The sequence below is a fragment of the Streptomyces sp. NPDC060209 genome, assembly GCF_042728155.1.
In the GTDB taxonomy this organism is placed as follows: Bacteria; Actinomycetota; Actinomycetes; order Streptomycetales; family Streptomycetaceae; genus Streptomyces.
Genome location: NZ_JBHWZS010000241.1, coordinates 1 through 12,930 on the forward strand (window position 1 = coordinate 1; position 12,930 = coordinate 12,930).

The 12,930-nt window shown below is 68.8% G+C and carries 11 protein-coding genes and 1 pseudogene; 5 read left to right on the forward strand and 7 right to left on the reverse strand.

The window, feature by feature from the left end; all coding sequences use genetic code 11:
- Window positions 1–48: 48 nt before the first annotated feature.
- The 3 genes and pseudogenes from ACFWFI_RS32450 to ACFWFI_RS32460 all read right to left on the reverse strand — a co-directional run bounded on the left by ACFWFI_RS32450 (window position 49) and on the right by ACFWFI_RS32460 (window position 5,073).
- Window positions 49–3,057 (reverse strand): family 16 glycoside hydrolase, encoded by a 3,009-nt coding sequence (locus ACFWFI_RS32450; protein ID WP_387397199.1) that lies wholly within the window; start codon window positions 3,055–3,057, stop codon window positions 49–51.
- 156 nt (window positions 3,058–3,213) lie between these two features.
- A pseudogene (locus tag ACFWFI_RS32455) lies at window positions 3,214–3,400 on the reverse strand (TetR family transcriptional regulator); the annotation flags it as partial.
- 839 nt (window positions 3,401–4,239) lie between these two features.
- A complete protein-coding gene (locus ACFWFI_RS32460; RefSeq protein ID WP_387397201.1) occupies window positions 4,240–5,073 on the reverse strand; it encodes a PIG-L family deacetylase in 834 nt (277 codons plus the stop codon).
- Between the two features lie 490 nt (window positions 5,074–5,563).
- Here ACFWFI_RS32460 and ACFWFI_RS32465 point away from each other — a divergent pair, with 490 nt between their 5' ends.
- Window positions 5,564–5,875 carry an NIPSNAP family protein gene (locus ACFWFI_RS32465; protein ID WP_387397203.1) on the forward strand — a complete coding sequence of 104 codons (312 nt, stop codon included), beginning with the start codon at window positions 5,564–5,566 and terminating at the stop codon, window positions 5,873–5,875.
- 172 nt (window positions 5,876–6,047) lie between these two features.
- Here the strand turns inward: ACFWFI_RS32465 and ACFWFI_RS32470 are convergent, their stop codons facing one another.
- On the reverse strand, window positions 6,048–6,368 hold the full coding sequence (locus ACFWFI_RS32470; RefSeq protein WP_387397206.1) for a hypothetical protein: 321 nt from the start codon (window positions 6,366–6,368) through the stop codon (window positions 6,048–6,050).
- A 647-nt stretch (window positions 6,369–7,015) separates the two neighbouring features.
- On the opposite strand from ACFWFI_RS32470, the gene ACFWFI_RS32475 reads away from it, so the two are divergent.
- Together ACFWFI_RS32475 and ACFWFI_RS32480 are read left to right on the forward strand one after the other, a co-directional pair.
- The gene (locus ACFWFI_RS32475; RefSeq protein ID WP_387397209.1) at window positions 7,016–7,303 is read left to right on the forward strand and encodes an LmrA/YxaF family transcription factor; all 288 of its coding nucleotides are present in this window, start codon (window positions 7,016–7,018) and stop codon (window positions 7,301–7,303) included.
- Between the two features lie 44 nt (window positions 7,304–7,347).
- Entirely contained in the window at window positions 7,348–8,019 is a 672-nt protein-coding gene (locus ACFWFI_RS32480) for an enoyl-CoA hydratase-related protein (RefSeq protein ID WP_387397212.1), read from the forward strand.
- A 201-nt stretch (window positions 8,020–8,220) separates the two neighbouring features.
- Here the strand turns inward: ACFWFI_RS32480 and ACFWFI_RS32485 are convergent, their stop codons facing one another.
- The 3 genes from ACFWFI_RS32485 to ACFWFI_RS32495 all read right to left on the reverse strand — a co-directional run bounded on the left by ACFWFI_RS32485 (window position 8,221) and on the right by ACFWFI_RS32495 (window position 11,002).
- Window positions 8,221–8,616 (reverse strand): hypothetical protein, encoded by a 396-nt coding sequence (locus ACFWFI_RS32485; RefSeq protein ID WP_387397214.1) that lies wholly within the window; start codon window positions 8,614–8,616, stop codon window positions 8,221–8,223.
- Between the two features lie 147 nt (window positions 8,617–8,763).
- Window positions 8,764–9,795: a nitronate monooxygenase gene (locus tag ACFWFI_RS32490; RefSeq protein ID WP_387397217.1), complete on the reverse strand. Its 1,032-nt coding sequence runs from the start codon at window positions 9,793–9,795 to the stop codon at window positions 8,764–8,766.
- A gap of 16 nt (window positions 9,796–9,811) precedes the next feature.
- Window positions 9,812–11,002 (reverse strand): YbfB/YjiJ family MFS transporter, encoded by a 1,191-nt coding sequence (locus ACFWFI_RS32495; RefSeq protein WP_387397220.1) that lies wholly within the window; start codon window positions 11,000–11,002, stop codon window positions 9,812–9,814.
- 127 nt (window positions 11,003–11,129) lie between these two features.
- Here ACFWFI_RS32495 and ACFWFI_RS32500 point away from each other — a divergent pair, with 127 nt between their 5' ends.
- The gene (locus ACFWFI_RS32500; RefSeq protein WP_387397223.1) at window positions 11,130–12,074 is read left to right on the forward strand and encodes a LysR family transcriptional regulator; all 945 of its coding nucleotides are present in this window, start codon (window positions 11,130–11,132) and stop codon (window positions 12,072–12,074) included.
- Between the two features lie 320 nt (window positions 12,075–12,394).
- The gene (locus tag ACFWFI_RS32505) at window positions 12,395–12,799 is read left to right on the forward strand and encodes a tautomerase family protein (RefSeq protein ID WP_387397226.1); all 405 of its coding nucleotides are present in this window, start codon (window positions 12,395–12,397) and stop codon (window positions 12,797–12,799) included.
- Window positions 12,800–12,930: the final 131 nt, after the last annotated feature.

The following is a 12,930-nucleotide window of genomic DNA, read 5'->3' on the forward strand; positions in this document are numbered from 1 at the left end:
GGGCGCCTACGGTTCGTAGGCGCCCCGCTCGCTGGCGGAACCCGCGCCTCAGCTCAGTGCTTCGACGCGGATGTTGCGGAACCGCACGGCGTTCCCGTGGTCCTGGAGACGGATCGTTCCAGCCGACGGGCCTTCCGGCGCGCCCGCGCCGGTCGGTCCGTCGATCGCGATGTCGTCGTGGACCTTCCGTCCGTTCCACACCACCGTGACGCGCGCGTCGGCGGTCTTCCGGCCGCTGTCGTCGAAGCGCGCGGCACGGAACGTGATGTCGTACGTCTGCCAGGTCTCCGGAGCCGTGGCCGCGTTGATGTCCGGCGCCTTCTTCTGGTAGATCGCCCCGGCCTCATTCGTGTCGAGGGTGGTGTCACCGAACGAATCGAGGATCTGGAGTTCGTAGCGGTCCTGGAGGTAGATGCCGCTGTTGCCGCGGTCCTGACCGGTCACGTCGTCCGGCAGCAGTGGCACCCGGAACTCCATGCGCAATCTGAAGTCCTGGTAGGCGTCCTTGGTGCGGATGTCGCCGCAGCACACCTCCATGGACTGCTCGGCGGCGAGCGGCCATTCGACGCGCCGTCCGTCCGTGTGCTGCCACTTTTCCTGGGAGGCCGTGGTGCCGTCGAAGAGGGAGACGGGCGCACCGTGAGGGTGCACGGTGATCAGGTCGAGGTTGACATGACCGGTGTCACCGGGGTCAAAACGGTACGAGACGGTGTTGCGCCCCGCGTTCAGACGGACCCGCTCGGTCTGCGTCGACCAGGCGTCCCAGGTACCGGTCGAGGCGAGTTGAGTCTGTCTGAGCTTCTTCCCGTTGACGTGGAGGGAAAGGGACTTGGTGCCCTGGAAGGGGTTGGGCCCGTTGGAGTAGCGCAGGTTCACGTCGTAGTCGCCGGCCTTGGGCACGGTGACGTCGAAGGTCGTGCCGATCTGGTTCTCCGTGTTGTAGCGGTCCACGAAGCCGCTTCCCGAGTAGCCGGTGTGGTCGGTGTGGACACCGGCCGTGCCGGTGAGCCGCGCCTCCTCAGCCTCGTACAGTGTGGCCGGCGGCGGCTGCTTTCCGGGCAGAGCGTTGAGCGTGTACCAGGCCTCCGTGCTCCACAGCGTCTCGCCGGAAGCGGAGGCGAAGGGGCGTGGTGAGCGAAGGTGGACGACCCTGTCGGGCTTGAGCCCGTCGAGACGCAGCCTCACGGTGCGGCTGTCGTCGGAGAGGGTCGCCGAGCGGACCGCTAGCCGCTCCTCGGCGATCTTCGGACCGCCGTAGTCGGAGGTGGGGGTGTAGCGCCACTGCTCTGCCTGGTAGTGCGAAGCCAGCTCCTCCGCGGTGGCCTCCGAAAGCGGTTGGGTGTACTCGAGGTCGAAGCCGCCGGGGACGGCACGCATCTCCTTGATGTCAAAGGTGTTGCCACCGTTCGGCGTGAGTTTCTGCAGGCCGAACTTCAGCTTCCCTTCCTGCCCCCAGTTGCCGTCGGCGCCGAGACCACCCGTGTATATAGAGCCGTCGGGCCCCATGGTGATGCGGTTGACACCGGCTTCGAGCCCTTGCGTATAGCGGAACACGGCGCCCTGGTACTGCCCCTTCACCTTTTCCAGGTAGGCACGCTGGAGTCCCCCGTAGGTGACGTCGCCGAACAGCATCTGTCCGGCGAACCGGCCCTCCTTCAAGTACAGCGGTGTACTGGGAGAGTTGGCGATCTCGTTCTGCGGCAGCCAGAGCACTGGCTGGGTGGGGGTGCGGTCGTCGAACGCACCTGACGGCTGGGTGTAGTGGTTGAAGAAGCGGTCCTGTTTGATCTGGACGAGCTTCGACGCGGGCAGCCAGCCGCCCTGGTTGTCAGTGGTGAATAGGGAGCCCTCGGGACCCCAGCCGATCCCGTTCGGGGTCCGCAGACCACCCGCGATCGCCTGAATCCTGCCTGTCTTCTTGCTGACCTTGTACGTCGTGCCGCGGCCCTGCGCGGGCTGCGGCGTGGTGGTGGCGCCGCCGTAGTCGATGGCGACGGACAGGTTCACGTAGAAGTAGCCGTCACGGTAGAGGAGCCCGAAGGCGAACTCGTGGAAGTTCCCGCCGTACGGCCAAGTGGCGACCGTGCGGTACTCATCGGTGACGAAGTCATTGTCCGAATCGACGAGTTGCGTCAGCTCATGCTTCTGGGAGACGTACAGCGAACCGTCGACGTACTTGATGCCCATCGGCTCGCGGAGGCCCTCGGCGATCTTCTCCACCGTCACCTTGTCCCGGCTGGTCTCGCCGGTGACATTGCCGAGGAGATACACCTCTCCGGTGGTGCTTTCGGAGCCGCCCCATGTCGAGAGCGCCAGACGTCCGTCGGGCAGCCAGTCCATTCCGGTGACCTGCGGCTCGAAGCCCTCCGGGCGCAGGTCGGTGAGGTCGAGGTCGGGGCGTACGTCGGTGAGCGGGAGGCCGTCACCGGGGGTGTCCGCGCCCGATTCGCACTCCTTGCGGCCCGGTGCCGTGACCCGGACGACCCCGGCGTCGGTACTCAGCGCCTCGCTCGGGATGACGCCGAAGTCGCTGGCGCCCGGCGGCTTCCACGCGAGCGTCAGCTGCTGATCGCCGCCACGCTCGAAGTAGTCGACTCGGAACGGATGTGACCCTGCGCCGAGTTGGGCGGATCCGTCCTTCGGCTCTGCACCGTGCAGACCGTCGTGGTCGATGACCTGCTGGTCGTCGATCGTGAGCCGTGAGCCGTCGTCGCTGTTGAGGCGGAAGGTGTACGTACCGTCGGCGGGGACGACAAGGTAACCGGACACCTCGGCCACGAAGTTGTCGGCGTAGCCACCGAAGTCGTCGACCGTGGACCAGTCGACGGTGGGCATCAGCTTGTCGTGGTTGGGCGTCTGCCCCGGTTTGAGCGTACACAGATTACTGAGAGGCACCTGGGTGTCGAACACCCGCAGGGTGACACCCGGCTCCTGGGGCGGGATGTCGTCGGGCGCGGCGACGGCCGGGGGCCCGGCCCAGACACCTCCCGCGAGGAAGCCCCCGACGAGCAGGGTGGTGAGGTGTCTTCGGGCACGTTGGAACAGCCGTGGATGCATCGGTCCTCCAGAAACGGGGGCACTCCGGACGGGCTGTACTGATCTGCGAATAGCGATCGCCTACGGTTGCGCCGCCACGCTAGGGGGCTTCTGCTGAAGAAGTCCATACTTTGTCATCTGCGAGTTCAAAGTGCGGGCCCAGCCCCGCCCTTGTGGTCAGATGCCCAGGGCGCCCACGACCAGAGCCGTCACGGCGCCGCAGTTGCCGGGGCGGTCGCGCCACCGCAGGCCGCGTCCGGCCTCGACCGCGACACCGAACCCGACGTGCACCAGCGGCCGGGCCTGGCGCGGGTCGAGCTCCGGCGCGGCCCCTCAGCTGCTGCTCCCGGACGGCGACCCCTTCGACAATGGCAATTCCCGGTCCGCCTTCCTCGCGCTGCTCTTTGTCCTCGCCCGCGAGGACTTTGCGCTCAACAAGGTCAACCTTCAGCGGAAGCCCTCAGGACCCGCTGATCCTCGCCGGGTACATCGACATCCACCTCACCAAGACTCAGCGCACCGCTACCTCCCTCGATCTCGCACCGAACCGAACAGCCCAGTGGGCGAGCGGCGTCATCCGGCGCTCAGTCACACCGTCCGAGCTCGTATCGCCGCACTTCCCCACGTCCCGAGAGGGGAGGAAGTACCGGCCTCCTGGACCGCCCGTCCGCTCAGCAGCAGCGGCCGGTCGATGCCGCTAGCGAAAACTCGCGGGGCAGGGGCTACCGGAGGCGAAGGCTCGCCCATGCCAGCTGTGTCGGGGTCCCGGTTGCCGTCGCCGAAAAATCAACGCCAAGGAATGATCCGCAGGTGAGGGGCGGGTTCCTACTCGCCCATCAGCTCGTCATGTTCGCGCAGCGTCCGCATGACGGTTCGCGGGCGAGGGGTGCTGTCCCTTCTTCATGCCCTGGTCATCCCCGCGACTGCGGACCGGCTCAGCACCTGGGCGGGCAGCCGCGCAGCCGTCGGGCGGCTCGGTGGTGACGGGTTCGCACCCACGATCCGAAGGCCCCGGAGAACCCAGCCACCGCGCCGGGACTCCACCATGCCCGGACAACAGAATCGCCTCGACCGCCCGACGGTTGATAATCAACGCAGCCGCCTCAGCCCAACCGAAACGGCGAGGCTGGCCGCCGAGTGCGTGACCCGCTCGATCGCACTGTGCGGCTGATGAGCTTTCCCGCGCCCGGTCGGACCAGGGGATCAGCGCAGGCCTGCGAAGAGATCGTTCTCAGGTACGGCCGCGCCGGTGGCGTCCTTGACCCGTACGAAGGTCTCCATGCCCATCAACTCGCCGAACCTCTCCTTGCCCATCTTGAGGAAGAAGATGTTCTCGCCCTGACTGGCGTGCGCAGCCAGCGCATCGAACTTCTGATCGCTGAATGCGGTGGTGTCCACCCACGTGGTGATCTCATCGTCGGGAAGGCCGATCTCGGCCATCGCGATGGCCTCGGCAGGATCCGGCTCCGGCATGTCCTCATGAAACTCGCGCATGGTCTCCCCGAACCGCTGCATCATCGAGCGGGGCATCGTCGTCCAGTACACCTTCGGTGTCAGCGCGGTCATCTCCAGCGCCGCCATTGTGATGCGGTGGGCCTGGATGTGGTCGGGGTGGCCGTAGAAGCCGTTCTCGTCGTAGGTGACGACCACATCGGGTCGGTAGTGCCGCATGAGTTCCGCAAGTCGGGCTGCGCCTTCCTCGACGGGGGTCTGCCAGAAGGATCCGGGGGCGTCGTTGCTCTGCCAGCCCGCCATCCCGGAGTCGGCGTAGTCCAGCATCTCCAGATCGCTGACCTTCAGCACGTCACAGCTCGCCTCGAGTTCTTGGTGGCGCATCAAGGCGACTGCCGCCGGATCGTGCCCGGGATCGCCCGGCTTGGCGCCCCCCGTTCCGTCACCGCAACCGCCGTCGGTACATGTCACGAGAACGGTGCGGATGCCTTCCGCCGCGTACCTCGCGAGGACCCCTCCGGTTCCCGTGGCCTCGTCGTCGGGGTGGGCGTGGACGGCCATGAGCGTCAAGGGCCGGTCAGTCATGAAAAAGTCCTCCTGCAGAAGTACGTCTTGGTCCGAGTGGGCAGCGGGCGCGCCGCGATCTTGGAGCCCGGACCCTGGTGTGGCGGCCGGCCCTGTGGTCTCCGTGTTCTCCACCCGTGCGGCGCCGGTTCCTCGGTCGATGCAACCCCGCCGGCCCGACCGGCTGTTCCCGGCGCGGCAAATTAATCTTCCAGGCCTCGGAGTTTCCACGCGAACGAAGTACAGGGGCGATCTGCACGTCTCAACCATGTGTCCACGGGCCTGGTTGTGGCGGGGGCACTGCGGACCTGGTCCGGGCGGCCGGAGCAAGCCGCCCCCGGGGACGCCGGACGCGGGGACGCCGGACGCGGAAGCCGCAGACCGACGAACAGCAGAGGGCATTTCTGGACCGCCCCCGCGTCAGCCGACTCGCCCGGCTCGACCTCTCCCCCGCGGCGCGACCCCTGGTCCTGCTCACGGAGTCCGAGCCGTCACACGGCATCATGAAGACATGATCACTATTCACCTGAAGTACGAGATCGATGCCGACAAGCTTGACGATTTCGAAGAATACGGTCGCCGCTGGGTCCGGCTCGTCAACCGTTTCGGCGGGACGCACCACGGCTACTTCCTGCCGAGTGAGGGCGACAGTGACATCGCCTACGCCCTCTTCTCCTTTCCCAGCCTGGCCGCGTACGAGCAGTACCGCACGGACAGCATGTCCGACCCGGAGTGCCAGGAAGCGTTCCAGCTGGCTCGTGACACCCGCTGCATCAAGCGCTACGAGCGCCGCTTCCTCCGGCCGCTCGACGGCTTGTCCTAGGCCGCCGGGAGGGGTGCGTGGTGCGACCCTGCCGCGCCGCTGTGCGCAGCGCCGCGATTACGACTGCTGTGGTCGTCGGGTTCGCGGTCTCGGTGTGACGCGTCGCGGCGAACAGCAGGCGCAGGATCGGACGGTCCTCACGAGTCCTGGGGCGAACGTTCGCCGGCGCGGGTCAGTTGGCCTCCCCCAGGTACCTCAGGGCTTCGCGGAAGTCATCGAGGGCGGGCCTGAACTCGCAGGCGGCGGTGTGGAAAGTCGATCGGTCGATCAGGATCCTGGCCAGTGCTCGCGTCCCCTCCGCCGGGTCGTGCTGAGGCAACCGGCGGGGAAGGTTCATTCCGTCGTCGAACAGGGAGCGCACTTGCTCCGCGAACAGATGGGTGCGGTTCTCCCAGTAGACGGCGGAGCGGATGGTGAGGAGGCGATTCAGGCGGACCAGTTCGGCCAGGTGTCGGTCCGGATCCTCGGTGGCTCGCGGAGCAAGGGTGTCCACCGTTCGCGGAGAGCATGACGGCCGTCGAAGTAGCACCGCTCGGTATCGGGCGACCAATGCGTGGGCGCCGCACCCGAAGGCGGACGCGATCCGTCGGACGCGGGCCGATCGCTTTCGGCACCGGAGAAGGTCAGCAGCACCGCCCAGAACGACGTCTCATAGCGGAAGGGGCAGGTGAAGACGCGGCCGGCGGTTCCGGTCGGTACTGGATGAATGATGATGCAGCCCCTCTTGCGTGTTCTATGACACAACCCATAAGTTACCGACAGGTAGCCTATTCGGCAGGCCGCCTCGTCGTCGGGAGGGTGGTGGCTGGGTGAGTCCGCGCAGGAGTCAAAACCGTGACCGGATGATCACCAGTGCTGCTGCTCTGCTGCGTGAGTACGGGGCGGGCGCGACCATCATCGAGCGGGTGCTCGCACGCAGAGGAGCCCCTCGAGGATCGGTGTACAACCACTTCCCCGGCGGGCGGGCGCAGCTCATCGGCGAGGCGGTGGCGCTGGCAGGGGCGGGGGAATTCATCGCGGGCCTGATCGATGCCGCCATGCATGGGGATGACCCCGTGGAGGCCGTCGACGCGTTCTTCGTGCTGTGGCGCGACCGGCTCGAAGAGAGCGGCTTCAGGGCCGACGTGCCCGATCGTGGCGGTGGCCGTCGAGACCAACGACGACGCACCCGAGCTTGCCCGCTCCGCCACCGCCGGCTTCGCCCGCTGGCAGGAGGCACTCGCAGCCTTCCTCTTCCGGCACGGCCTCACCGAGGAACGCAACCACCGGCTCGGCGCCTTCATCATCGCCGCGGTCGGAGGCGCGGTGATCACGTGCCGGGCCGAACAGAGCACCGCCCCGATCGAGGCGGCCGCCGCCGAGCTTCACGACCTGCTCCTACACGCCCTGCGTGACCACCCTGGTGCCGGACCACGGCCCAGGTCGTAGTCCGCAGCCACTTCATCCAGTCAGCTCAGCTCGAAGGAGTCGCCATGCCCTCGCTCGACCGTCAGGACAACGTCTTCGTACTCGACCTCGGAGACGGAGAGAACCGCTTCCACCCCGACTGGCTCACCGCCGTCAACGCCGCCCTCGACGAGGTGGACAAGGCGGAGGGCCCCCGAGCCCTGGTCACCGCCGCCACAGGCAAGTTCTACTCCAACGGGCTCGACCTGGACTGGCTGTTCGCCCACGCCGACCAGCACCAGGACTACGTCGCCTCCGTCCACGAGCTGTTCGCACGGATGTTGTCGCTGCCGGTCATCACAGTGGCCGCACTGCAGGGGCACACCTTCGCCGCCGGCGCGATGTTCTCCCTCGCCCACGACTTCCGGATCATGCGCGCCGACCGCGGCTACTGGTGCCTGCCCGAAGCGGACATCAACATCCCCTTCACCCCCGGCATGGCCGCCCTCATCCAGTCCCGGCTGGCCCCGCAGACCGCGCACAAGGCCATGCTCACCGCCCACCGCTACGGCGGCACCGACGCCGCAGCCACCGGCATCGTCGACCAGGCGGTCACTGAGGACGCCGTGCGCTCGACCGCGATCGAGATCGCCCAGGCACAGGTGAACAAGGCCGGCGACACCCTCGGCACGATCAAGGCCCGCATGTATGCCCCGGCCCTGGCCACCCTGCGCGACACCACCAACCCGCTCGGCTGACCAGCACCGTCCCAACCGCGCCACCCCGCGCCCCCGGAACGCTTTCACCCCGGGGGCCCGGGCCGCCCCAGCTGCCCACCGCATGAGAAGACACGGCTGATGACAGCTGACCTCGCCTGCCACAAAAGCGCGTGCATCCTGTGCGAGAACAACTGTGGCATTCAGATCCAAGGTCCCTGACGTCGATGCCGGGGACCGGCGTCAGGGTCGGTAGCTGATCTTCCAGTCGGCACAGACTGCGACTGCCCCATCCTGCTGACACCGCACACCCGCCGTTACCCAACGGACCGATCCATCACCCATGAGCGAGAACGCGACAGCCACTTCGAACTCGTCGCTCCCACAAGGACACTCAGCCACGCAGGGTTCCGCTTCATCCCAGTACTCCGCACTGTCCGCGATGAACGCCCTGATGCCACAGGCAATGCATTGGCGCTCCACAACCCCCTCGACCACGTCGAAGTCCACGGAGAAGACGCGCCCTTCGCACCCCCCGCATGCGGAAGCGGAGACCCTCACCGGACGGTCGTCAACGTCGCGGAGAAACGCCGCGAGCTCCGCGGAGACGTCATCGCCCACCTGATCATCAGCAGGCACGGGGTCATCGTTGCAGACGCTCCGAACCCACAATCGATCACCTTGACCAAAGACATGGGCCCCCGCATCGGGTGCCGGATCTGAAACTCGACAGTTCGAAGTCGATGACGTCGCGACACGGCTCGCCTGGCGGGCTGATCGTCGAGGTCATGTCCGCGCTGCGAGACGGGTGAGGGTGCGGGCGGCGGGTTCTTCGCGGGCATGACGGTAGCCGGTGCCTGCCCACAGATGGATCAGGTCGGTGTCGTGCGCTGTGGTGGCGGCCTTGCGCAGCGGAGCGGTGAGGTGGTGGACGGCGGGGTAGCTGAGCGGGGCGAGGGAGCCGTACGTATCGGTGAAGCGGTTGCGCAGGGCGCGGGCCGGGCGGCCGGTGAAGGCTCGGGTCACCGTGGTGTCGGTGAAAGCCGGGTCGGTGAGGGCATTTTTGTGGGGTACGGAGGCGCCGCTCTCGTGGGTGCACAGGAGGACGGTGCCGACCATGGCAGCGTGGGCTCCGGCCCGTAGGGCGGCGGCGGTGTCGGCCGGGGTGGCGATGCCGCCGGTGGCGATCACGGGCAGTGGGACGATGTGCCGTACGTCGCTGACCAGGTCGGGCAGTTCGACGGGGGCAACGGGCCGGTCGGGGGTGAGGGTGGCGGAGTGGCCACCGGCCGCCGGGGCCTGGACGATCAGCAGGTCTGCGCCGGTCTCCGCGGCGGCCAGGGCTTCGCTGGGTGCGGTGACGGACTGGGCGACGAGGCTGCCAGCGTCCTGCAGCGCCCGGACGGTGTCCGGGTGAGGAAGCCCGAAGGTGAAGGATACGAGCGGTACAGGGTCTTTGAGGAGCAGGTCGAGCTTCTCCGTCCAGGAGTCGTCGTCCTCGGCCCGGGGCTCCGTGGGGAGCGCGAGGTGGTAGCGGTCGGCTTCCGGCTGGAGTGCGAGGGCGTAGGCGTGGTACGCGTCCGGGGCGACGGGGACGGGGTTGGGGGCGAAGAGGTTGACGCCGAACATTGCGCCGGTGGTGCGAACTTGGGCGATCTGGACGGCGAGGGCGGCGGGGGGCTTGTAGCCGCCGGCGAGGAAGCCGAGTCCCCCGGCCCGGGCCGCGGCCTGAACGAGGGCGGGGGTGCTGGGGCCGCCGGCCATCGGGGCAGCCCACACGCGTAGGTCGGTGTCGAGGATGGTCAGGTCACCGGGCATGGTGCACCTCCGGGGTTCAGGCGGTCTGGGTGAGGTGGTGGGGGAAGCGGATGCAGCAGGCGGCCGCAGCGCAGGCGGCGGCGAGCACCAGGGCGGCGCCGAGCAGGAGCGCTGAGTGGTAGCCGTGCCGCAGCAGCGGTGCGGCCAGCAGGGGGCCGAGGATCTGGCCGAGGCTGTAGCCGGTGGTCAGCAGGGCGACGGCGCGCGGGATGCGGAGGTGCGTGCCGATGGCGAGGGCCATGGTGCTCACGCCCATGAAAGTTGCGCCGAACAGGACGGCGGCGGCGAGCGCGGAGACGCTGCTCGTGGACAGGGCGGGCAGGGCGATGCCGATGGCCTGCAGCGACAGGGAGATCGTCAGCAGGGCCGGGCGGGAGACGCGGCGGGCCAGGCGCATCCACAGGGCGCAGGAGGGCAGCGCGGCCAGGCCGACCACGATCCAGGCACCGCTGCCGATCCAGCCGGGCGCACCCTGCTGCAGGGCGGCGACCAGGAAGGTCCCGGCAATGATGTAGCCGATGCCCTCCAGGAGGTAGCTGGCCAGCAGGGCGGTGAACCAGCGCCGGGTGCGCGGCCGTTCGGTGGGCACCGTGGCGGCGGGGGCCGCGACGTCTGGCGCCAGGCCCCAGGAGGCGGCGGTGAGCAGCACGGTGAGCGCGGCGCAGGCAGCCCAGGCCCCCTGCCAGGAGCCGGCCTGCTGGACCGCCACCACCGTCAGACCGGACAGGGCGATTCCCGCGCCGACCCCGCCGAAGGCCCAGCCGGTCATGTGTTCGGCGTGCGCGGCGAGCCCCGCCAGCAAGGCACTCGTCGCGATCATGAACACCAGGGCGCTGGCCGCGCCCGCCGCCAGCCGCAGCACCCACCAGGCGCCGCCGTCATGCATGAGGGGCATCAGGGCGAGGGACGCCGCCAGGACCAGAAGCCCGGTACGCAGGGCAGCCGCTGAGCGGAGCAGCGCGGGGGCGGCGATGCCGAGGAGGGCGCCGGCCAGGTAGCCGAGGTAGTTGGCGGTGGCCAGCGAGGCCCCCAGGCTGTCCGACATCCCGGCCTGGTCGTGCATGAGCGGCATGATCGGCGTGTACGCGAAGCGGCCCACGCCCATCGCGGCGGCCATTGCCGCCGCGCCGCGCAGCACGGTCGGCCACGGGGAGCCGGTCCGCGACGGGGTGCGGGTGGGGCCGGGCTGCGCGAGGACCTGTCTCATGATCACTTACTTTCTCGGGACTTCCCCCGTGCGGGAGGCTTACCGGTCGACGCTAGGCCGCGGGCGCAGTGGGCAGAAATGCCGGATACGCTGCATTCATGTTCCTCAGGCATAGTGCGAGGCGGCGGTGACCGCGCCCCGCCCCGCGAGCACATCCGGCATCGAGCTGCGGCACTTGCGGGCGTTTGCCGCGGTGGCCCGGCGCCGTTCATTCACCCACGCCGCTGAGGAGCTGCTGATCACGCAGCCTGCCCTGAGCCGCACCGTCGCCCAGCTGGAGGCGGGCCTCGGGGTGCGGCTGCTCGACCGCTCGTCGCGCGGCGTCGCACTCACCGACACCGGCGCCGCGTTCCTCGTCCACGTGGAGCGGACCCTGGCCGGGTTCGACGCGGCTATTGCTGCAGCCCGTCACGAGCTGAGATTGAGGCTCGGTTTCAGTTGGCTGCTGCCTGATCCCTGGGCACAGCGCGCCATCGCCCGCTTCGAGCGCGACAGCGGGGCACAGGTCGAGCTGGTGCGCTGCGACAACCCGCTGGACGCCCTCGACCGCCAGGGTGTCGACGTGGCCCTGGTGCGCGGCAGCAGGCCGGTCGGAGACGGTGTGCGCACGGTGCACCTGTACGACGAACAGCGCGTCGCCGTCCACGCCCGCGACGAAGCCGCGGGCGGCGGGCGGGAGGCCTCCCGCAGCCATCCGCCCAAGGCCATGGCTGACGCCCTGCGCTGGCAGGACGCCCACGAGTGGACCCTGGTCGTCAACACCGCCAGCGGCACCACCGGCCCCTGGTGCTGGCCGAGCGGGAACGGCCCGCATCGGTACGTGGAGACCGCGAACTTCGACGAGTGGCTCGAATCGGTGGCCGCCGGACGCGGACTCGGCATCGTCCCCGACGTCGCCGAGCGCCGTATTCACCACCCTGCGCTGCGTTTCCTGCCGCTGACCGGCGCACCGCCCAGCCCCGTCCGTCTCGCCTACCGCCCGGAGGCGGGCACCGGGTCCACGCTGCTGCGCCGCTTCCTCGACGCGGCACTCGACGCGGCCTCGACCTGCACCCATGCAGGTGGGGCATAGCTGCAACCGGAGCAGCATTTCCGCTTGCGCCTGCTATCTCCCTACGGTCGACGGCGAGGGATGGGGCTGCTGGGACGACCCGGCAGCACCACCGTCCCCTCCCTGCCCCGACCAAGGAGCTGAAGCAGCATGACATCGCCCTCCCCCACTTCCTGGCCACGACGGCTCGGCCCTGGTGGTCGGCGGCCCCACGACCGTCCTCGACCTCGGCGGGCTCCGCATCGGCTCCGACACGACCTTCGGCGCCCCGGGCCCAGTGCGGCTACCTGACCAAGACCGCCGCTGGAGCCCTGCCCGCCCCTCATCCGAAGGAGTTTGCCATGCCCCTCGTGCGCATCGACATGATCCGCGGCCGTCGCCCCGAGAACATCCGAGCCATCGCTGACGCCGTCCAGCAATCGCTCATCGACGTCCTGAAGATCCCCGAGCGGGATCGCTTCCAGATCATCACCCAGCACGACCCCGACGAAATCATCGCCCTGGACGCCGGACTCGGTTTTGAGCGCACCCCTGGCACTGTCATCGTCCATATCTTCACCCAGCGCGGCCGCAGCGCCCAGGACAAGCAACTCGTGTACCGCACGCTCGCCGAACAGCTCGCCGAAACCGGTGTCGATGGCAAGGACCTGTTCGTCAGCTACTTCGAGAACGGCCCCGAGGACTGGTCCTTCGCCGACGGCCGCGCTCAGTACGTCGAGGGCGATCTCCCCGTCCCCGGCCGCTGAACCCGGAAGAGCTCCGCGGTGACAGCCCGGAACATCGAGTCCGTCATCCTCGGCCTCAACTGAGACCTGGCCCCGCGCTCCCAACTGGAACGCCTGACGCGCCTCCAGCCGGGCGGCTGATCAGGCCGCCC